This window comes from Paraburkholderia sp. Cpub6 (assembly GCF_014201065.1).
GTDB classification, from domain to species: Bacteria; Pseudomonadota; Gammaproteobacteria; order Burkholderiales; family Burkholderiaceae; genus Paraburkholderia; species Paraburkholderia tuberum.
In genome coordinates this window covers 117,448-136,754 of sequence record NZ_JACHDM010000012.1, presented here as the reverse complement: position 1 = coordinate 136,754, position 19,307 = coordinate 117,448, and the positions used below count along the sequence as shown (strand labels likewise).

Below are 19,307 nucleotides of genomic sequence, written 5' to 3'. Positions count from 1 at the left end.
TCGCGCGGAGCTGTATGAGCCGGGGCGTGGTCTGATGGTCGCAGTCGGATCACGTCGCAACCGGCTTGACCACTGCGGAAGTCAGGTGAGTCAGTCGGCGAGAAACACCTCTTCGCCTCGACCCAATGCCACGACGACGGGTCGCTGCACGACGGTCTCGATATCGACGTGCCGCCCCTCGCGCGACGAGCGTTCGAAGGCATCCAGCACCTCCAGCACGTGTAACGCCAGTTCGCCGCTCGCGCGATGCGGCCGACCTCGGCGCAACGCCATGGCCATGTCCAGCACGCCCACAGCGCGGTAATTGGCCACCCGCGCACCGCTCCTCAACGTGAAGTTGTCGACGCCAAAAGCATGGACCTGTGTGTCGAGCGGCTTAAAGCCGCTATCACGTTCAGCCACGCGCGGACTCCCGCCAAAGAAATTGGGATCGACGCCCAACAGGCTACCTTCCGTGCCATAGATCTCGATAGGCGCACGCTGATGGGCCCACACGTCCCAGGAGGCGCTCATCACCACGTTGGCCCCACCCTCAAAATGCAGGATACCGTTGACCGTGGTGGGCACCTCGACCTCGATGACCTGGCCCCTCAGCGGCTCACTGGAGATGATGCGCTGGGGAAAACCGATGGTGGCGCAAGCAGACACGCGTGCCACCGGCCCAAGCAGGTTGACCAACTGCGTCACGTAATACGGGCCCATGTCGTGAATCGGGCCGCCGCCAGGCTTGAAAAAAAACTCAGGATTGGGATGCCAGGACTCCATGCCGCGGGACAACACGGCCACGGCCCCGCCAATGGCACGCCCAATGCGGCCCGCATCGAGCGCCGCGCGGCACGCCTGATGGGCCGCGCCGAAGAAGGTGTCCGGTGCGCAGCCCACGCGTAATCCCGAAGCCCCGGCTCGCGCCAGCATCGCGCGTGCGGACGCGAACTCGGTACCCAGGGGCTTTTCGAGGTAGACGTGCTTGCCCGCCTCCAGAATCTGCAGGCTTACCGGCACATGCGCGTGCGGCACCGTAAGGTTGATGACGATTTCGATGTCGGGGTCGGCCAGCAGCGCAGCCACCGTCATCGCGGCAACGCCGTGCTGCTCGGCCTTGGCTCGGGCGGCCTCCGGACGCAAGTCGGCGCAGGCCTTGATGCGGACGAATTCCGAATTCGCCGCGCCGGTGAAATAGGCATCGCTGATGTTGCCGCAACCGATGATGCCGACAAAGACAGGTTTCATGGATCAGGCTCCGAGCTGGTGCAGATAGGCAAAGGCATTGCGGGCGAAGCGTTCGCCGTCGCTGGGATTGTCGTGCTCGGCGGCGAGAAAACGCGCCCCCGCTTCGCGGCAGGCGGCGGCCAGCGTGGGCCAATCCATGACGCCGTGACCGACGTCGGCCCAGCCGTCCTCGTCCAGTTTTTCACCCGCGGGCGCGAGGTCTTTCGCATGGGCCGAGACCACGCGGCCCGTATAACGACGAAGCCATGGCAGAGGATCGGCGCCGCCGCGCACGAGCCAGGCTACATCCACTTGCCAGCCGAGCGGGCTTGCCCCGGCGGACTCGAACAGCAGTTCCAGCGCCGTTGCGCCGTTCTCCTTGGCGCTGAGTTCCCAATCATGGTTGTGGTATGCGAGGGCGATGCCCTGAGCGGCTAGCCGATGGGCGAGGCCGCCCAACTCGTTGCCGAGCGCCCGCCAGTATGCGGCGTCACTGTCGCGCTCGGCGGGCGGCACCGCGGGCATGACCAACTGGGTGATACCGAGGGTCTCGCACGCCGCGGTCACTTCGTGCAAACGCTCACGCAGCATGGCCATACTGAGGTGGCTGGAGGAGGCGCTAAGGTCGCGCGCCTGAAGCTTGTTCCGGGTGTCGGCCGCATTTTCGAGCAAGGACCCGATCAGCTCCACCTGGCGAAATCCGGCTTGGGCGGCAATGTCGAACTGCCGGTCGAGTTCGCCCGCATTACGCAGGCTGTAAATCTGGATGGAAATGGGCAAGGCTTGATTCATGGTCGTCAATCCAAAGAGTCAAGGTGGATGCGGCACGGATGGCCTACGGAGCTGGGCGCAAGTCAAAAGGTAAGCGCTTTCCCGTTCACCTGGAACAGGGGCTTTACCCTATACAGCAGGAGCCGGCACAAACAGAAGTACGCGAGAAGCTTCGGATAAGCGGATTGCATAACGCCACGGTTTGCAGCAACACCATGGATTCCCGCAAGCCGAGTCTGAATCCCCGCTCAGTTTCGAGGTTCGATGACGCATGATGGGAAAACCTTTTCCCGTGATGCTAAAATTGTTACCTTCCTGCTGGCGACAAACGCGCCGCTGCCTGAACGAACCAATGCGAAGCAAACCCTCCATCGAAGCCGTTGCCCGCGAGGCTGGCGTTTCCATTGCCACGGTGTCGCGTGTGCTCAACGGGACGAAGGCCGTGACGGCGGCCACGCGTGAGCGGGTCGAGGCAGCCGTACGGGCACTGAACTACCGGGCCAATCCGTTCGGCCGCAGCCTGAGTACCGGTCAGAGTCGCATTCTGCTGATGCTCATGCCGGATTTCGCCAACCCCTACTACGCCGAGATCGTGCGCGGGGCCGGCGCGGTCAGTCGCCAGGCCGGTTACACGCTGCTTCCGGCGGATCTGGAAGCCTGGACTGGCACGGCGGACGCCTCGCTGCCGACGCTGGCCGGCAGTCTGAGCGACGGCGTCATCAATCTCGTGCCCATGTCCGACCCGGCAGCCCGGCGCGAGGCGGCGAACGGCAAGCCATGGGTCAATTGCTCGGAATTCTTGCCCGGTAGTGACGTGCCTTATGTCAGCATCGACCACCGCCAGGCCGGTACGGATGCCGTGCAGTACCTCATCAACAAGGGCCATCGGCGCATCGGCTTCATCACCAGCGATGAGCGCTTCCTGTATGCGCGTCAGCGCCGCGAGGGCTATGACGCAGCACTACTGCGCGCCGGTCTCGCGCCTGCGCCCGAGCTTGTCTGCGTTACTGGCGACAATAGTTACGCCGCCGGAAGCCAGGCGGCGGCAAAGCTGCTGGCGGTGGTGGATCCACCGAGCGCCGTGTTCGCCGTGTCGGACACGTTGGCCATCGGCGCGATCAAGGGCTTTAGCAAAGCCGGCCGGCGGGTGCCGCACGACGTGGCGGTAATGGGCTTCGACGACGTACCCATCGCTGGCATCTTCGAGCCGGGGCTGACGACCGTGGCCCAGCCCATGGTCGAGCTGGGCGCCGCGGCGGCCGAAATGCTGCTGGCGCTGCTCGACGGCCAACGCCCAGCGTCGCGCATCCTGCAGCATCAGCTGGTGCTGCGGGAGTCGGTTTGAGCGGTCGATCGGGAGAAGTCAAGATCTGCTTTGCCCACTGAGGTGGTTTGTAGCTGGCTCAGTTTTGGTGAGGCTGCCGACGCCGATGCATTTCGGCCACCTTGCTCCCACGGCTCATGAAATCGTTCGTTGAAGCTTTCGTGGTCGCCGTGGTTGGCGCCGTCGCTGTGGCGGTTTTTGCTCAGTCGAGCCAGCCGAAGACCCATCAACAAATGCTTGAAGAACTGGTTCAGATCGGAATTCCCGGCAGCGCTCGACCTTTGCGCCGCAGTTGTTGCCCCTGTGGCATTTGTTGATTAAGGCTGATGACGCGCCGAGCGTGAACATCCGCTGGCTACTGCGGAACCGCCGATAGAGCACGTGCGGGCGCACGCGAGCGAATGGCTGGAGATGGGCCGGCTACCGCCCGATGCGGTTGGCTGTTGTCGACCCGTTGCTGACATCATCCCTCTCAGTCTGATCGCCCAAAAGCGGTCGTTCAAATTGAACAGATCGCCTGTCAACCCAGGCGTCGCACGCACGCGCTTAGACTGCCCTGAGACTGCCGCTTCGTCCAGCTCTCTTTGCGGACTCGTCTCACCCGGCGACGAGCGTCCTAAGCACCTCGCGCACCCAGCGGTGGCCAGCATGTCCGTGACTGCGCTCGTGCCACAGCATGCCCACCTCGAAGCCCGGAACGGGAATCGGGCACTCGACGACCCGCAACGCATCGGCGTGATCGCGCACGAGCCGCTGTGGCACTAGAGCGACGAGGTCTGAGCGGGCCGCAATATCCAGCACAAACAGGAACGAGGCCGCGGACAGCACCACATTGCGCCGAAGGCCGAGGCCCGCCAACGCGTCATCCACAGGTGTGGCGAAGTCGCCGCCACGCAACGACACGATGACATGCTCGAGCTGCGCGAACTGCGAAGCCGTGAGCTTGCGGCGCAGCTTGGGATGGTCGCGGCGGCCTATCAACACGTAGCGCTCGTTGAACAGGTGGCGGCTGCGCAGGCCGGTCGGGGCGTCACCGGGCGTCATTAACGCGAGGTCGACCTCGCCGTGAGCCATTTGCGCCGCCAGCTGGGGAATGTCCAGGATACGCAACGCCATCCGCACACCAGGCGCCTGTTGGCGCAGCTGTAGTACTAGCGGCTGCACGAGCGCGGCCTGTAGGTAGTCGGTGCAGGCGATAGCCATAATCAGCTGGGCCCGCGCGGGATCGAAATGGCCATGCTGGCTCACCGTGGCGCGCAATTGATCAAGCGCATTGCGCAAGGGCGCCAGAAGTTCGTCGGCCTTCGCCGTGGGAGTCATGCCGCGCTGCGCCGGAATCAGCAACGGGTCAGCAAACAGGTCGCGCAGGCGCACGAGCTGCGCGCTCACCGCTGGCTGACTCAGGTGCAGGCGGCGGGCGGCGCGCGTCACGTTCTGCTCTGCGAGCAGGGCTTCGAGGGTGATCAACAGGTTCAGGTCTATGCGTTTGGTATCCATCGCATGGATAGCAGATCAGTACATTGATGATTTTACTCTATAGCGGTTTTTGTCCAGACTGCACATGTCGGCGCGCGTGTTGCGTGCCTGTATGGAGAGCCTCATGACGCCTTTTGCACCATTGCCCCTGATTACCGTCGCTGGCGCCTCCAGCAAGCAAGGCCGCAGCGTGGCCTGCGCCCTGCTGGGTAGCGGTCGCTACCGCGTGCGCGCTCTCGCACGAAGTGCAGATAGCGCACCCATGCGCGAGCTGGCCCAGCGCGGCGCCGAGATCGTCATCGCGCCGTTGGAGGCGGGTCGCCAAGCCGAGCTTGCTTCGGCTATGCGCGGCTCGCACGGTGCCTTCCTGATGACACCGCCGATAGCGCCCGTGCCCCCGCCGGGCCGCCCCGAATTAGCACTGGGGCTTGAGCTGGCTGATGCGGCGCTCGCCGCGGGCGTGGAGCATATTGTCTGGAGCAGCCTCGAAGACGTCGAGGCTCGCACGGGGGGCACCCTGTGGGCGCCACACTTCACCGAGAAGGCCTTGGTAGAGGCATACTTGCGCACGCTGCCGCTGCGCAGCTCCTTCATCCAGCTCGCTTTCTTCTACAGCAACTTCCTTGAGTACTACGTGCCACGGCCGGAAGCTGACGGCAGCCTCAGCTTCGCCGTCTATCTGCCGCCAGATACGCTCGTGCCATTTGTCGATCCGCTGACCGCAACCGGTCCCGCAGTGCTGGCGCAGTTTGACGAACCGGAGTCTTATTCCGGCCGAACCCTGCCCGTGATCGGTGAGGTCCTGACCGCGCGTGAGATCGTGGACACCTTCGTCCGCGTGACGGGCCGGCGTGCGCACTACGCGTCAGCCTATACGCGCGAGGAATTACTAAGGCACTTCCCCGCGTTCGGTGCCGACGAGTGGCTGGTGCGCGAGCTTGTGGGAATGGTCACCTATGCGGTCGAATACGGGTACTACGGGCCAGAACGAGATTTAGCATGGAGCCGACGAAACGACCCGAACGCACTGACATGGGAAGGTTTTCTGCGGCGCAGTGGTTGGCGTGGAGAACTCACCAGCTTCGGGGTTGCAATGGGCAAATAGACGATTACGCATGCGGTCGACTAAAAGACCGTCTGGCAGGGGCGGCCTCTCAACCTACGCCCTTACGCGGCAAAGTGGGCGGTGGTGCGGGAAACTGACATCTCACCGGCGTCCTTCCGGGAGCCTGTAAAGCGAGCGGAACCCCCAAAAGCGGTCAACCATGACCGACCGCGTTTGGCCGACCTCTGCCCGACGGCGGTCGGCCCTTCGCGACCCTGAACGGCCTGCTATCTTGATCCGAAACGGACGCTCACGCTGGCCGGATTTTCGCTTTCCAGAAATACCTTGCAACCGGTGAGGTTGAACCGGTTCGCCGCAGCCTCGGCTCCCCTTGCCAAGGGCGTTGCCGGTATAAATCACTGCACAACGCGGGCTGCGAATCGGATGCCCAATGCCCGCCATGGCGGGGAACCTGGCAACAGACACATGAACCACGAACCGACCTTGCTAAAGAGGGAGAGTCCCTATAGGTTGTAACGGCACTCCATAGCCCTTGAACGAAACCGGTGCATCGGCCGACGGCAGAACGGAGAGGGAACCTTTCTGCATGCCTCATTATATTCGTCGCCCCCTCCGTCAACCTGACTGTACCCAAGCTCGCACAGCCGGTACTCGATCTTCGGACTAACTACCTCGCCAGCCATCGCCGGAACTCTTCCCCGCATCAGCTCGCGGACCCCGCTTCCATAAGCTTGCTGACGAGCTGCTTAAAGCTTGGCAACAGAAGCCTGTTCGCATAGCCGCTGAGGTGATCGCCATCGAAGACGAGCGGCCGGCCGTCGGCGGTGTGCGTTGAGCAGACCGAATCTGGGCACAGTGGTGGCAACGGGTCCCATACGCTAACTTCGGGGACCGCCTGCACGATGTGCGCATAGGATTCGAGCACCGGCGCCCGCAAGGCTTCCAGATCCGCACGGGCGATGCGGTCGCCGCCGGAACAGACGGGATTGTCGCGATTGAACCAGTCCGAACATCGGAACGGCTGGCTCCGAAACTCGGGTGTCGGCCCCTCCAGGATGACCTTCGCCCCTTTGGCTGCCAGTTTCTGCAAGATTGGAATGGCCTCTCGCACGCCGTCTACCCGGCTTTGCACGGCCTCTGGACCAAACATGTAGCCCCAGGCGCTCGAGTCGTCGAAGCGGGCCCACTCGTCGGAGAAACGTGGCAGCCGCAGCGAAGGCAGGAAGACCACGTCACCGGGCCTGATCTGCGCCTCGATTTGAGCGATTGCCGCATCCGTCACCGGCGCGCAGCTCGCCACCTCATCTTGTTTGCGCGGCAGCAAAACCATGAACGGACAGCCTCCATTGTTGTACGCGAAGATCTTCACGCCAGTATCCCGGGCGAATTCGCGCAACATCCTGTTGTAGGCCATCGCGTGCGAATCGCCGATCACGTACAGGCGCCCGCGATAGGTCGCCGGAAGCGAACATCCCGCACGTGAATATGTCCATACGCGCCCCCCGTTGAGCTTCGTCCTATCCCACGTGTCCAGACATCCGTCATTGCTGGGCTCAAGGGGGCGGCTCGGATACCAGTCATCGGCACGTTGTGACACCACGCTCAGCGACAGATTCAGCTGGGCTACCTGAATGCCAACCCACAACAGCGCTCCGCACGTCAACGTAGCTACGCCCGCACCTACGACAGCGGGACGCCGCATGCCTTTCAGGACCGCCGAGCGCCGCACAGGATTCTCGACGTAGTACCAGGACGCTGTCGCCAGCGCGAAGGTCAGTACGGCCGCAAGCAGGCGCCAGACAGGCGCATCGATCCCCGTCGTCCACCGCAGCAGCACGATCACAGGCCAGTGCCAGAGATAAAGCGAATATGAGATCTTGCCGACGAAAGTCACCGCTGGTGAAATGAGCAGCCTGTGCAGCCAATCCCGCGGCTCTCTTCCGTGCAGCGCGTACAGTACGCCAAGCGTGCCGGCAACCGGCAGCAGCGCTCCCGGAAAAGGAAGCAGCTCCGGGCGCAAGACCTTGAAACCGACCGCAAGCAGCACCAGCGAACCACCGAGCAACGCCATCGAACCCAGCGTCCCATTGCGGTCGATCACGCCGAGCGGGCGCTTCGCGAGCGCGAGCAACTGGTATAGCAGGATACCGGATGCCAATTCCCAGAAACGCCCTGGAATCAGGTAAAAGTTTAGCCCCTCATTTCGCCTCGAAAGCCACCATGCGCTCAACACGGACAGAGCGAGCGCGCCGGCGAACAGAACAACGCAAAGCGTCTTTCTCGGACGTTTGCTCACCCACATGAAGAAAAGCAACGGAAAGATCAGATAAAACTGCTCTTCTACCCCAAGTGACCAGGTATGCAGGTACGGGTTGAATTCGGTGCGTGGCGAAAAATAGTCATCGCCGATCATCGCGAGCACCACATTGCTCAACCCAAAGAAAGCAAAGAAGCCGGTGTATTTGTTGGTATCGCTCAGCCACGCGTTTGGAATGAACAGTGCTGAAAACAGGCCGGTCACCAGCAGGCACACCACGAGCGCTGGCACGATCCGCTGCACCCGACGCGAATAGAAATAGAACACGAAGCGCGAAAACTGCATCGATTCGAGGTTTCCAACGGATGCGCTGACAACAAACCCGGAAACCACGAAAAAGATGTCGACCCCTGCAAGCCCGCCGGGTAACCACTGCGCGTACAGGTGATAAACGATGACCGACAACACTGCGACCGCACGCAAACCGTCGATGTATGCCGCGTGCGCAGGACGGGTGAGTTGCGGCGCAGTAGTAGCGTTATGGCGTGGATTCATGGCATGAGAGTTAATGAGGCCGGTCGGAATCCGTGGACGCCAACGGGTTTAGCAGCGATCTTGTTCAAGTAGAAACGCTGCGTGAAAACCGCGGGAGACAGATAGTCAAGCTGCGCTTGTGTCCGCTGCCGGTTATAAAGGATCTCGATGTATTCCGTGATCTCTTGCTGCGCCTGCTGCCGACTGGCGAACCGCCGACGATAGGCCAACTCGCTCTTCAGCGTGCCCCAAAATGATTCGGTCGATGCGTTGTCAAAGCAGTTTCCTCGTCTGCTCATTGAGGCTTGCATGCCGAACTGGCTGACAAGATTCTGGCAAGCATGCGCGCAAGATTGGCTGCCGCGGTCTGTGTGGTGAATCAGACCGGCCGGCGGTCGGTGCGACGCGACCGCCCGAAACACCGCCTGCATCACCAGATGCCTGGTCATACGCTCGCTCATCGCGTAACCGACCAGCTCTGCGCTGAACAGGTCCTTTGAGCCCGCCGCAGGGTTGCCGGAACGTCTGCTCGCGCGGGGTTCAGACCTGCTCCGCTGATTCCGCGGCGATCATTGCATATTTCATCTCGATAAATAACCAGAAAAAGCGAAGGTGCAGTTGCCCTTTCTCTCGTTTGCTTTTACGTACGATTGTGGCGTAAAAAGTTTAGGGAAATGTATAGGCCCGCGGTGTATTTCGTGCGCTGCCCCACAGAAGCGATAAGAAATGTCGACTTCATCGTCGAGGAACTTCATCGGCGCGAACCGGAGGATCCATCGCGCATCGGTGCGACGCGCGTTGCCCTGCAGAACCAGCGTAACAATCTGCTTGCCTTCGCTGGCGTGCTGGACCAGAAGCTCGGCGCCATGGACCGCGCGAGCGGCGTTTCGGACCACCTCGTGCGGGCGACTTGTCTGCTGCACCGCAAGCCGGACACCTCCGTCACGTTCTGGCAGGCGTGGACCGGCTGCACGCCGCCATCGGCCACAAGTTCCACGATCTCTACACGGCCGTGTCGCAGGCTCGACGATGAGGACAGCGCTGACTGCCAGCGTGAAATACGCATCGGCCCGATCAATACCGACCCAGACGCCGACGGCGAATGCAAGCATGAGCGCGACACTACGTGCTATGGCATGACTGCTCTGTTCGAAATCACACAAACGCCCGCTCTTCGATGTCTACTCGAAGTCACATGTAGTCCTCGTCCAAGTGTCGGCAATTTGGGCGATCGTGCCGACTGAGCGCTACTGCCCGAACTCGGCAGTACATGGTTAGGCGTCTGGACGCTCGAACTTCTGTCGCCGACTTCAGCGATGGGCCGCGCCCTATGAATACCAATGCAGCCTAGCTTTCTTCCTGTGTTTCGATTGGCTGACGCACATAGTAGATATCCCATTCTCCTTCGTCAGTCTGTACAAATCCGTACCGCTGGTAGAAGCGGTTTGAATCACTGCCGCGTAGAACACCGAGGCGGATTGGCATGCGTTGCGCGTCGGCGTTCGCGAAGACGTCCCGCAAGACGGCTGCGCCGATTCCTTTCCCTTGGTGCGCCGGCAGAATGTAAAGGTGGTCCAGTAGCCAGTAGTCTGCCTGTGGGCGGATGAGGATAAAGCCCGACCGAACGCCATCGACCTCTATGAATCGACACCGCGCAGGGTCGAATGACGCGAGGAAGCGCTCGCGGGCACGCTGCGGGTCGAAACGACCGATGCGCTCCAGACTCTCGCGCATCGCGGCGATACGAATGGCGACCAGTGTGTCGGCGTCGGACTCGGTTGTATCGGAAAAGGCGATGTTCATTGGAAACGGCTTCCGGTCAAAGGATTCGCGAGGCTTACTTCTTGTGCGAATACTATCGCGCCGAATCGATTGTCACCAATTTGCACTTTGGGGCCGAAGGTCCGCTCATGGCCGACAGTCGCCCGATGCGTTTGACCGTAGCCGACCCATTGCTGCCGGTGGGGCCGTCGAAGCCAGAAGGGCTGGCTTCTGGATGGTAACGGTCATTCGATACTGTCAGTCGGGAACAAGTCATTGGCCGGTGCGACCGGCGGGCCGCCCCTGCCTTGATCAATTACGGTCCGAAGTCGAAAGGCGGCAGGGCCAGAACGTGTCACCGAAGATCACTCGAAACGATAATTGAGCGGGCACGCCGACAAGCAGCCCTAGCGATAGACGGCGCGCAGACGCCGGCCGGTGGCGACGGTTCTCAGTGCACTAGCTACGCGACATCAGAACGTACCTTGCCCCCAGTAATAAGGATGGCGGTAGTGACTTCGCAGCTCGGCTGCGGCGACTGAATAGGCGTCTCCAATATCGTTGGTTCTCGCCAGGCGTTGAAAGAACGCATTCGAAAACTGCATGGTTTCCTGTCGTCGACCAGCCACGAGGTCACGATCAGGCACTTCGCTCCTGCAGCAAACAGTCCTCGTGTGAACCCCATCACCTCGTTGCCAGCGTCGACTTCACCGGCCGCGTCTGGCATGCGCTCAGGAACGCTGTCTCTGTCTTTGACAGATCGGCAGTTGCGATGTCAGATGCGCGCAGCAACACGCCGCGGCCAGACGGGTCGAGCAACAGAAATGATGCCATTGGATACACGGGATTCTGCAATCCGTCAGCGCGCAAAACGCTCGAGATAATGCTGCGCCGCGCGCGTCACATGGCGCTCGGCGAGCAAGGCCGCGAGCGCCGCATCGCCAGATTGCACCGCGCGCAGGATCGCCGCGTGTTCGTGCCAGGTGACGCGCACCTCTTCGTCGTTCGCGTTCACGAACAGTATGCGCGTACGGTCGCGCAGCGAGCGCATCAGGTCCGACAGCATCGCATTGGCGCCGGCCGCGTACAGCAGGTCGTGAAAGCGCGCGTTCAGTTCGAGCAGGCCCGCGGCCTCGCCCGCCGCCACCTTCGCGTTGCCCTCCTGCAGCACCGCCTCGATCTGCGCGACGAGTTCCGGCGTGCAATGCTCGGCGGCGAGGCGCGCGTTGAGTCCTTCGAGGGTCGCGCGGATCTGCACCATCTCGCGCGCCGCCGAAGGATCGAGCGACGCGACCACCGCGCCATGCCGCGGGCGCACCTCGACGAGCCCCTCCGCCGCGAGCGCGCGCAGCGCTTCGCGCACCGGCACGCGCGACACTTCCAGCTCCTCCGCGATCCGCCCTTCGACCAGCCTGTCGCCGGGCGCGTACTCACCCGTTGTGATCGACTCGCGCAAGCGGGCGATCACCAGCTCCGAAAGCTGCTTGTGCATGATCGGCTCACGCCCGTTTGCGCTGATGGCTCCCCGCACCATGTTGACTCTCCACGTCTGACCGTTGCTCCAACTGTTGGCGCAATTCTAGCAGCGCCAGGGTTTTCGTAGACTGTAGACATGATACGAAACGCGAATGTGCTGCGCGCCGTCGTGCAACGTGCGCGGTCAACGCGGCGCCGACGCGACGAACGCGAGAATTTCGCGTCCCAGATACTCCTCGCCGGAATTGAAATGCGCGACGATCGACGTGTGATTGTGGCCGCGCATCTGCACGAAACGCGGCGGCACGCCGCGATGGCGCAGCAGTTCGATAAAGAACGCTGCGCCGTAGTCGTCGAGAAAGCGGTTTTCGTATTCGGCCACCGCGATCATCACCGGTACATCGCAGCGAGCCGCGTGTGTGAGCGGCGAGCGCTCGGCGTAGCGCGATTCGTCCGCGCCGAAATAGGCGCGCACCGGGCCCGCGTTCGGATTACGCGGATCGACGTCGGCAAAGAGACGCGCGCTGATCAGCACGAGACCGGCCACATCGCGCGGTCTCACAGCGTCCGCGAGCGTCGGATCGAACAGGCAGCCCGCCGCGTGCGCGCCGCCCGCCGAATGCCCGATCACGAAGATGCGCGCGGGGTCGATGCGCCAGCGCGCAGCATGTTCGCGCAGCCAACCGAGCGCGCTGGCGACGTCCTGCGCGCCGCCCGGCCACGGCGCTTCGTCCGCGAGACGGTATTCGACGTTCACCGCGACGAAGCCCTGACGCGCAAACCAGTGACACACGTTGTCGTAGATCGCGCCGTTCACGCTTTTGCTGCCGCGCACGAATGCGCCGCCATGCACGAACAGCACGGCTTCACGCGGGGTATCGGCAGGTGTGTCGAGCGGCTCGAACACGTCGAGCACCTGACGCGGATGCGCGCCATACGCAAGCTCACGTTCGACGCGCGTTTTGTCCATCGGCGCGGCCATCACGAGCGGCGTGTAGCAGTCGATCACCGCCTTGCGGTTCGCGATGATGTCGTCATTCCAGCGCGGCCCCAGCGCGAGCATGTGCTCACGCTGCTCCGGAGCGAGCGGGCCGAACGGCGCGAACGCGGCGTCCTCCGCGCGGCTCACCATGACACGCTCACATTGCCATTGACGAAAGTCTGGCAAGCCATCCGGTAGCCGCTCGCCAGTTCCTCGGGGCTCAGGTGACGGCGCTCCTTCTGCTTGACGTCGTCGGTATGTTCGCGGCCTGCTTCGACCTTGCACTTGCAGGTGCCGCACAGCCCGCCGCCGCATTTGAACGGAATGCCGCCCTGCTCGCGCAGCGACACGCGTAACAGGTTGCTATTGGCGGGCGCTTCGACGGTCTTGCCGCCATTGCTCAGGAAAGTGATCTGCACCATTGCGATTCCAGAATCCTCAGTCTCAGTTATTGCGCCGGCTCACACGCGCCTCTTCGTGGCCGTGGCCGGTCAGGCCTTCGATTGATTGCAGAGCGTCACGCAGCGTCGCGAACTTCTCGAAGAATTTCGTCGGCACGAGGTTGACCGTCTGCTGCCCCGTTTCTTCGACGATGCGCACGCGCGAGTCGCCCTCAAGTTGCGCGACGACGAATTCGGCGACATGCCGCGCGCCGTAAAAGTAGTCGTGCGTTTCGACAGGCGTGATGCCCGGCGTCGGCTCGCTGCGGTATTGGCCCGGCCGGCTCGTGAGTACGATGTATATGCGATGTCCCCGTTGCGGACGCACGCCCGCGCGCTCCGCATTCATGTTGGCGTTCACGGCTCGACGGGCAGGTCGTCCTGCTCGAGTTCGATGTCGTGCTCGATCCACAACTGGCACGCGAGCCGGTAGCCCTCGTCGAGCCGTGCGCCCAGTTGCTTTTTCTCCTTCCAGTTAGGCGGCGGCAAATACTCGCCGCCCGCCAGCACGCGGCACGCGCAGCGCGCGCATTTGCCCATCCCGCACTCGTAGCGCAAATGCGGAAACGGAAACTGCTTGATGCCCGCGCGAACGACGAGATTGGTGTTTTCCTTCACCTCTGCCTCATACACCTCTGCGTTCCTGCGGAACACGACGACCGGCATGCATCCTCCTGCGACCAGAATTACGGACCCTTCGCTTGAGTGCGAAAGCGATGGAATCAGTGTACCGCGTTTTGGAACATTGTATACCGTTATCAAGCACATTAGCCCTCGTGGAAACGACGGCGCGCCGAGACGCTCTGGTTTATGGCACTAGCGAATCTCCCCGCTGGTCGCCATTTCAATTTGAGTATACCGTATACGATATTACGACCACTCAACCAAGGACACCAACCCATGTTTCACTTGACCGACGCGCAAATAGACGAACTGATCGACTTCGAACACGCAATCCCCGCACTGGAAAGCGCATTTCGCCAACACGCGCGCGGGGCTGCCGCCGTCCAGCGGCGCGTGCGAACCGAAGCGGGCGGGACCAAGCTCTCCACACTCGGCGCGGTGCTGCCCGACGCCGATGTCGCCGGCGCAAAGGTCTACACGACAATTCGCGGCCAGTTCAATTTCGCGATCATCCTGTTCCGCGCATCCGACGGCCAATGCCTCGCCACGCTCGACGCGAACGCGATCACCCGCCTGCGCACCGCCGCGACCACCGTGCTCGCGGTGCGGCGTCTCGCGCGCAGCGGCGCGCACACCGCCGCGATCTTCGGCACGGGCGTGCAAGGCCGCGCGCATGCGCACGCGCTGGCGATGTTCACGGAGTTGAAGACGCTTCGGATCGTCGGCGTGGAAGGCGACGCCGAGCTTGCGCACGCGCTCAACGAAGCACACCGCGCGCGCGGCGTGACGGCGAGCGCAATGGACACCGCGCGGGCCCTCGACGGCGCCGACGTGGTCGTCACGGCAACGCGCGCGACCACACCGCTCTTCGACGGCAACGCAGTGATGCCGGGCGCGCTCGTCGCGGCGATCGGCTCCAGCCTGCCGCACGCGCGCGAGGTGAACGACACTGCTTTGTCCCGCGCGAGCCGAATCGTCGTGGAATTGCGCGATCAGTCGCGCGACGAAGCGGGCGATCTCGTGCTGGCCGCGCCCGGCGTGGTGGACTGGTCGAAGGTGGTTGAGTTGGGTGAGGTGCTCGAAGACGATACGCTCGCCCGTCAGCGTGACGACGAGATCATCGTGTACAAGGCGGTGGGGATCGGGTTGCAGGATGTTGCGCTCGCGGCGCTGGCGTATCGGCGGTTTGTCGAGCGCAACTGCTAAGGTCTGCGTGAAATGGCTCGGCTTGTGAGCCGGGCCATGTGCCATGTTGATCAGCTTCGTTGCATCTTCAGCGTCTCCTGCAACATCACCCCGCTCGCCAGCGCCTCAATCCGACCCGCTGCATGAACGGCACGAACAGCACGAGCGCGGCCATCGCAACGCACACCAGCACGCGGACAAGCCACTCGTCGCCCGCACCGTCGCCAATTGCGTCCGCGACGTCGCGCAACACTTGAGCCACATGCGGATCGGCGAGCAGCATATCGGCGGCGATCCATCCAAGCAGCGCCGAACCCAGCCAGATCACCAGCTGGAACCGTTCGATCATGCGAAGCATCACGGCACTGCCCAACGCGATAGCCGGCGCGCCCACCGCAAGCCCCGCCAGCACGACCGCGACACGCGATTCGGCCGGCAACGTCTCAGCCACCGCTGCTGTCGCAAGCCCGTTATCGAGGCTCATCGCGAAGTCGGCGAACAGGATCAGCGCGACAACGCGCCAGAGCGCCTTCGCAGCAGGCGCTTCGTCGGATTCGGCATGGGACGCGCCATCGTCGCGCAGCAACTGCATGCCGATCCACGCGAGCAACAGACCCGCGACCACATGCATGTATGGAATCGCGAGCAGATAGCCGATCGCGTAGACCATCGCGAAGCGCAGCACGATGCCGAGGCTCGTGCCGATCCAGACACCCGCGCGCCGTTGCTGCGGCGGCAGCGACCGGCACGCGAGCGCGATCGCAATCGCGTTGTCGCCGCCAAGAAGAAGGTTGATGAAAACGATCTGCAACACGGCGGGCGCGTAGTGCGCGAAGCCCGCCGCGAAGTCCTGCGAAAACCCGAGGAATGACATTGGCAGCCTTCCTCAAGCGAACATCACGGCCGCGAGCGTGGCGATCACGAGACCGCACACGACGGGCAGAAACAGCGCCCGCACCGCGTCGAGCACCGGCACGCGCGCGAAGCCCGTGACCGCGATCAGCGACGACCACGCGACCAGCGTGCCGCCGCCCGTCCACACTGCGCCCATCTGGCCGATCGCGGCGAGCGTTGCAGCGGGCAGGTGGACCATCGGCGCAAGCGCACCGGAGAGCGAACCCGTCAGCGGCAAACCCGCGAAGCCCGAACCGTCGATGCCGGTAATCATCCCCATCAGCAGAACGCCGAACGACACGAACAGCGGGTTCTGCGGAATAACCTGGCTGCACGCCTGCACGAGTTCGAACAGGAACGACGGCACATGTGCGCCCGCCGCCGCGCCGAGGATCGGTCCTGCCGTGCTCGCATCGCCGACGAAGAAGAAGCCCGCGATCGGCAGCACCGCGCCCATCGCCTTGAACGCGAACACGAAGCCGTCGATGATGTGCTCGGCCGTGCGGTCCAGAAAGCCTTTGCGTCCGTGCGAAAGCGTCGCGAGCATCATCAGCACGGCCGCCATCCCGCCGATCAGCGCGGCCGCGTCGCCGCCGCGAATCGCGCCCGAGCCGATCATGTCCGGCCGCATCATCACGACCACCACCGCGAGGAACGCGAGCGGCGTGGCGAGCGCGAATACCTTCGACCACAGTTCGCGGCGATCGAGCAGCACGTCGGCGGCGATCGGCGACATCTGCGTCATCTGCAATGCCGCGCCGCCTTGCGGCATCGGCGCAATCGACATCGCCGCGAGCGCGCCCTCGCCTTCCATGTGCGACGAAGAAGCTCCTTCATGTTCAGCCGCGAGATTGCCGCTCGTGCCGCGCGCCAGTTCCACCTTCGCGAAGCTGCCTTGATGCTCCGGTTCGCCGTCGGCGGTGACCAGGCCCTGCGTTTCCCACACGCTGAGATTCGCCGCCGACGGCGCCTTCACACGACCACGCACGACGAAGAACCACGTCATCCCGAGCGCAACGAAGCCGACGATCAACGACAACCCGAACGCGGTATTCGCGACCGTGAGCATGTCCGCGCCAGCGGCCCGCGCGCTGATGCCCGGCGCGACCTTGATCACATAGTCCGACGACAGCGCCATCCCCTGCCCCGCGATTGCAATTGCGGCGGCGGCGCCGAGCGGCGGCAAGCCCGCATAGACGGCAGCCGGAATCAGGATCGCACCGACGAGCGGCACCGCAGGCGTCGGCCAGAAAAACAGCGAGATCAGATACGTAATCAGCGCGAGAATGAAAAACGCCGCGTGCCCGTTGAACATGATGCGTTTGAACGGCCGCACCATGCGCACGTCCGCGCCGAGTTCGCGCAGCCCGTTGAGCAGCGCCGTCATCAGCGCGATCACGAGGAAGATATTGAACAGCTCATGCGCTGCCGTCAGGCTGCCCATGAAGATGGCCTGGAAGCCGACCAGCAGCTTGCCGGACCACGCGAATGCCACCGCGAAAGTGGCGAGAATCGCGGGCACGACCACATTTGCACGGAAGATCATCGTCGCGATGATCGCGACAACGCCAGCCAGATAACAGAAGTGTGCTGGCGTTAGAACAGCGATTGAGTGCATGGGAAGCCTCAGCTCGATAGGAGGTCGGGGACGATAGAGCGTTGTGTTGTGTCAATACTATTTGCTGCGACTCGCGGCAAAAAAAGACCGTGCGAGTTTTTGTTGGTGATGCAACGGAATCGGGCGCAGTCCGCATCTGACCCTTGCTCGCGCGCCCTTTTTGCGGTTTCAATCCGTTGCGTCAACGCATTGCGGGTGCTGGAACGTGAAGCTGTCCGCATACAGGTAGCGCACGCTCGCGCCATGAGCGACGAACGCGCTGCGCGCATCCGCGATCATTGCGGGCGATCCGCACAGATACAGCGCGTGCCCGGACAGATCGGGGTGATCCGCGAGCACCACTTGCTGCACGTAGCCGCGTGCGCCGGACCAGTCGCCGTGCGCGCGTGAAAGCACCGGCACGTAGCGGAAGTCTTCGTGCGTTGCGGCCAAGTGCGCGAGTTCGTCGTGCAGATACAGATCGTGCTGCGTGCGCGCGCCCCAGTAGAGGTCGATCGGCGGCGACTCTCCGCTGTCGAGCATCGTCGCGAGCATGCTGCTCAACGGCGCGATGCCGGTGCCCGTCGCGACCATCACGATCGGCCGGTAATCCTCCTCGTGATAGCCGAAGCCGCCGAGCGGCGCATCGATGTCAAGCGTGTCGCCGGCACGCATCGCGGCCAGCAGGTCCTGCGTGAAGTAGCCGCCGTCGATACGCCGGATGTGCAATTCGATATGCCTATCATCCGGACGCGAGGCCATCGAGAAGCTACGTGCCCCCGCTTCGCCGAGCAGCACGTTCAGATACTGACCGGGCCTGAACGTGAGCGGCGACGCGTGATCGAGCGCGAGCACGAGACGCGTGACGTCGCCGCTCAGCGCCTCCACCTTGCGCACCGTCGTCCGATGCCGCTGCGGCGGCACCGGCGCGGCAAGCACGCGTTCGGTGCTGATCTCGAGGTCCGCGAGCGCATGCGCCTGGCACATCAGCGCATAGCCCTCGGCGGCTTCTTCCGGCGACAGCGCGAGCGGCGGTTCCACGTAATTCACGCTGCCCGCCACCAGCTTCACGCGACACGTGCCGCAACCGCCGAACGCGCATTCGGACGGCAGCGTCACGCCCGCGCGCTGCGCGGCTTCGAGCACGGTTTCGTCGCTCGTCGCGTCGAAACTGCGCTGCGCCTCGATCCAGGTAATCCGATAGCTCACGATGGCCCTCGCAATCACAGCTTGATGTCGGCTTGCACGAGCACTTCGTGCCCGCTCTCGCGCAACGCGTCGCGCAGTGCGGCGAGACCCGCGAGACCCGCCTGGGTGTCCTGCTCGCCGTTGCCGCCTGACAATCCGATGCCGCCAACAACTTGCTGATCGACCACGATCGGAAAGCCGCCGACGAACGCCGCGAAGCGTCCCTCGAAGCTCCATTGAATGCCGAACGCTTCGTTGCCCGGCAGCGCGGGACCGTTGGGCGGCGTCGTGAACAGATGCGTCGAGCGCCTGTGGCCCGCTGCGGTGAAGGCCTTGTTCCACGCGATCTGCGGACCCGTCACGCGACCGCCGTCCATGCGTTCGAGCGCGAGCGGAAAGCCACCTTCGTCGCACACGCAGATGGATTCGCACACGCCGATCGCCTGCGAACGCGCGAGCGCCGCCGCGACCATCAGGCGCGCTTCGGCTAGTTCGAGTTTGAAGAATGATTTCATGGTCAAAA

19 protein-coding genes and 1 pseudogene are annotated in these 19,307 nt (G+C 63.3%); 4 read left to right on the top strand and 16 right to left on the bottom strand.

What is annotated here, in order from left to right:
• Positions 1–90: 90 nt before the first annotated feature.
• Complete coding sequence (locus tag HDG33_RS20980; RefSeq protein WP_184032825.1) at positions 91–1,230, bottom strand: Gfo/Idh/MocA family protein; 1,140 nt, start codon at positions 1,228–1,230, stop codon at positions 91–93.
• A gap of 3 nt (positions 1,231–1,233) precedes the next feature.
• Entirely contained in the window at positions 1,234–2,001 is a 768-nt protein-coding gene (locus tag HDG33_RS20975; protein WP_184032823.1) for a sugar phosphate isomerase/epimerase, read from the bottom strand.
• 331 nt (positions 2,002–2,332) lie between these two features.
• Between HDG33_RS20975 and HDG33_RS20970 the strand changes: the two genes are divergently transcribed.
• A complete protein-coding gene (locus HDG33_RS20970; protein WP_184009354.1) occupies positions 2,333–3,325 on the top strand; it encodes a LacI family DNA-binding transcriptional regulator in 993 nt (330 codons plus the stop codon).
• Positions 3,326–3,901: 576 nt separating this feature from the next.
• On the opposite strand, the gene HDG33_RS20960 is transcribed toward HDG33_RS20970, so the two are convergent.
• Positions 3,902–4,801, bottom strand: coding sequence for a LysR family transcriptional regulator (locus HDG33_RS20960; protein ID WP_184032819.1), 900 nt, complete (start codon positions 4,799–4,801; stop codon positions 3,902–3,904).
• Positions 4,802–4,904: 103 nt separating this feature from the next.
• Between HDG33_RS20960 and HDG33_RS20955 the strand changes: the two genes are divergently transcribed.
• A complete protein-coding gene (locus HDG33_RS20955) occupies positions 4,905–5,885 on the top strand; it encodes an NmrA/HSCARG family protein (RefSeq protein ID WP_184032817.1) in 981 nt (326 codons plus the stop codon).
• 664 nt (positions 5,886–6,549) lie between these two features.
• Here HDG33_RS20955 and HDG33_RS20950 read toward each other — a convergent pair.
• Positions 6,550–8,658, bottom strand: coding sequence for an acyltransferase family protein (locus HDG33_RS20950; protein WP_184032815.1), 2,109 nt, complete (start codon positions 8,656–8,658; stop codon positions 6,550–6,552).
• Positions 8,655–9,143, bottom strand: a pseudogene (locus HDG33_RS20945) (IS3 family transposase); the annotation flags it as partial. The pseudogene HDG33_RS20945 and the gene HDG33_RS20950, both read right to left, overlap by 4 nt.
• 192 nt (positions 9,144–9,335) lie before the next feature.
• Here HDG33_RS20945 and HDG33_RS20940 point away from each other — a divergent pair.
• Positions 9,336–9,881: a hypothetical protein gene (locus tag HDG33_RS20940; protein WP_184032814.1), complete on the top strand. Its 546-nt coding sequence runs from the start codon at positions 9,336–9,338 to the stop codon at positions 9,879–9,881.
• Positions 9,882–9,984: 103 nt separating this feature from the next.
• Here the strand turns inward: HDG33_RS20940 and HDG33_RS20935 are convergent, their stop codons facing one another.
• The 7 genes from HDG33_RS20935 to HDG33_RS20905 form a co-directional block, all read right to left on the bottom strand.
• Positions 9,985–10,440, bottom strand: a complete 456-nt coding sequence (locus tag HDG33_RS20935) for a GNAT family N-acetyltransferase (RefSeq protein WP_184032811.1) — start codon at positions 10,438–10,440, stop codon at positions 9,985–9,987.
• A gap of 421 nt (positions 10,441–10,861) precedes the next feature.
• Positions 10,862–11,125, bottom strand: coding sequence for a CHAT domain-containing protein (locus HDG33_RS38360; protein ID WP_184032809.1), 264 nt, complete (start codon positions 11,123–11,125; stop codon positions 10,862–10,864).
• A 132-nt stretch (positions 11,126–11,257) separates the two neighbouring features.
• Complete coding sequence (locus tag HDG33_RS20925; RefSeq protein WP_184032807.1) at positions 11,258–11,932, bottom strand: GntR family transcriptional regulator; 675 nt, start codon at positions 11,930–11,932, stop codon at positions 11,258–11,260.
• 126 nt (positions 11,933–12,058) lie between these two features.
• Complete coding sequence (locus HDG33_RS20920; protein WP_184032805.1) at positions 12,059–13,006, bottom strand: alpha/beta hydrolase; 948 nt, start codon at positions 13,004–13,006, stop codon at positions 12,059–12,061.
• Positions 13,000–13,278 carry a 2Fe-2S iron-sulfur cluster-binding protein gene (locus HDG33_RS20915; RefSeq protein ID WP_116124114.1) on the bottom strand — a complete coding sequence of 93 codons (279 nt, stop codon included), beginning with the start codon at positions 13,276–13,278 and terminating at the stop codon, positions 13,000–13,002. The genes HDG33_RS20920 and HDG33_RS20915 overlap by 7 nt, the downstream gene beginning before the upstream one ends.
• Before the next feature lie 22 nt (positions 13,279–13,300).
• A complete protein-coding gene (locus HDG33_RS20910) occupies positions 13,301–13,657 on the bottom strand; it encodes a hypothetical protein (RefSeq protein ID WP_311548365.1) in 357 nt (118 codons plus the stop codon).
• The gene (locus HDG33_RS20905) at positions 13,654–13,962 is read right to left on the bottom strand and encodes a 2Fe-2S iron-sulfur cluster-binding protein (protein ID WP_175165272.1); all 309 of its coding nucleotides are present in this window, start codon (positions 13,960–13,962) and stop codon (positions 13,654–13,656) included. The genes HDG33_RS20910 and HDG33_RS20905 overlap by 4 nt, the downstream gene beginning before the upstream one ends.
• Positions 13,963–14,196: 234 nt before the next feature.
• On the opposite strand from HDG33_RS20905, the gene HDG33_RS20900 reads away from it, so the two are divergent.
• On the top strand, positions 14,197–15,126 hold the full coding sequence (locus tag HDG33_RS20900; RefSeq protein WP_184032803.1) for an ornithine cyclodeaminase family protein: 930 nt from the start codon (positions 14,197–14,199) through the stop codon (positions 15,124–15,126).
• An 85-nt stretch (positions 15,127–15,211) separates the two neighbouring features.
• Here HDG33_RS20900 and HDG33_RS20895 read toward each other — a convergent pair whose 3' ends face one another.
• From HDG33_RS20895 to HDG33_RS20880, 4 genes are all read right to left on the bottom strand, one after another.
• Positions 15,212–15,979, bottom strand: coding sequence for a YjbE family putative metal transport protein (locus tag HDG33_RS20895; protein ID WP_184032801.1), 768 nt, complete (start codon positions 15,977–15,979; stop codon positions 15,212–15,214).
• Positions 15,980–15,991: 12 nt separating this feature from the next.
• A complete protein-coding gene (locus HDG33_RS20890; protein ID WP_184032797.1) occupies positions 15,992–17,617 on the bottom strand; it encodes a hypothetical protein in 1,626 nt (541 codons plus the stop codon).
• A 168-nt stretch (positions 17,618–17,785) separates the two neighbouring features.
• Positions 17,786–18,805, bottom strand: coding sequence for a 2Fe-2S iron-sulfur cluster-binding protein (locus HDG33_RS20885; RefSeq protein ID WP_184032794.1), 1,020 nt, complete (start codon positions 18,803–18,805; stop codon positions 17,786–17,788).
• Positions 18,806–18,819: 14 nt separating this feature from the next.
• The gene (locus HDG33_RS20880; protein WP_184032792.1) at positions 18,820–19,299 is read right to left on the bottom strand and encodes a heme-binding protein; all 480 of its coding nucleotides are present in this window, start codon (positions 19,297–19,299) and stop codon (positions 18,820–18,822) included.
• Positions 19,300–19,307: the final 8 nt, after the last annotated feature.

What these genes read in the sequence shown, in the direction of transcription:
- HDG33_RS20980 (WP_184032825.1), bottom strand. Translation starts at nt 1,230, where the DNA reads ATGAAACCTGTCTTTGTCGGCATCATCGGTTGCGGCAACATCAGCGAT.
- HDG33_RS20975 (WP_184032823.1), bottom strand. Translation starts at nt 2,001, where the DNA reads ATGAATCAAGCCTTGCCCATTTCCATCCAGATTTACAGCCTGCGTAAT.
- HDG33_RS20970 (WP_184009354.1), top strand. Translation starts at nt 2,333, where the DNA reads ATGCGAAGCAAACCCTCCATCGAAGCCGTTGCCCGCGAGGCTGGCGTT.
- HDG33_RS20960 (WP_184032819.1), bottom strand. Translation starts at nt 4,801, where the DNA reads ATGGATACCAAACGCATAGACCTGAACCTGTTGATCACCCTCGAAGCC.
- HDG33_RS20955 (WP_184032817.1), top strand. Translation starts at nt 4,905, where the DNA reads ATGACGCCTTTTGCACCATTGCCCCTGATTACCGTCGCTGGCGCCTCC.
- HDG33_RS20950 (WP_184032815.1), bottom strand. Translation starts at nt 8,658, where the DNA reads ATGAATCCACGCCATAACGCTACTACTGCGCCGCAACTCACCCGTCCT.
- HDG33_RS20935 (WP_184032811.1), bottom strand. Translation starts at nt 10,440, where the DNA reads ATGAACATCGCCTTTTCCGATACAACCGAGTCCGACGCCGACACACTG.
- HDG33_RS38360 (WP_184032809.1), bottom strand. Translation starts at nt 11,125, where the DNA reads ATGCCAGACGCGGCCGGTGAAGTCGACGCTGGCAACGAGGTGATGGGG.
- HDG33_RS20925 (WP_184032807.1), bottom strand. Translation starts at nt 11,932, where the DNA reads ATGGTGCGGGGAGCCATCAGCGCAAACGGGCGTGAGCCGATCATGCAC.
- HDG33_RS20920 (WP_184032805.1), bottom strand. Translation starts at nt 13,006, where the DNA reads ATGGTGAGCCGCGCGGAGGACGCCGCGTTCGCGCCGTTCGGCCCGCTC.
- HDG33_RS20915 (WP_116124114.1), bottom strand. Translation starts at nt 13,278, where the DNA reads ATGGTGCAGATCACTTTCCTGAGCAATGGCGGCAAGACCGTCGAAGCG.
- HDG33_RS20905 (WP_175165272.1), bottom strand. Translation starts at nt 13,962, where the DNA reads ATGCCGGTCGTCGTGTTCCGCAGGAACGCAGAGGTGTATGAGGCAGAG.
- HDG33_RS20900 (WP_184032803.1), top strand. Translation starts at nt 14,197, where the DNA reads ATGTTTCACTTGACCGACGCGCAAATAGACGAACTGATCGACTTCGAA.
- HDG33_RS20895 (WP_184032801.1), bottom strand. Translation starts at nt 15,979, where the DNA reads ATGTCATTCCTCGGGTTTTCGCAGGACTTCGCGGCGGGCTTCGCGCAC.
- HDG33_RS20890 (WP_184032797.1), bottom strand. Translation starts at nt 17,617, where the DNA reads ATGCACTCAATCGCTGTTCTAACGCCAGCACACTTCTGTTATCTGGCT.
- HDG33_RS20880 (WP_184032792.1), bottom strand. Translation starts at nt 19,299, where the DNA reads ATGAAATCATTCTTCAAACTCGAACTAGCCGAAGCGCGCCTGATGGTC.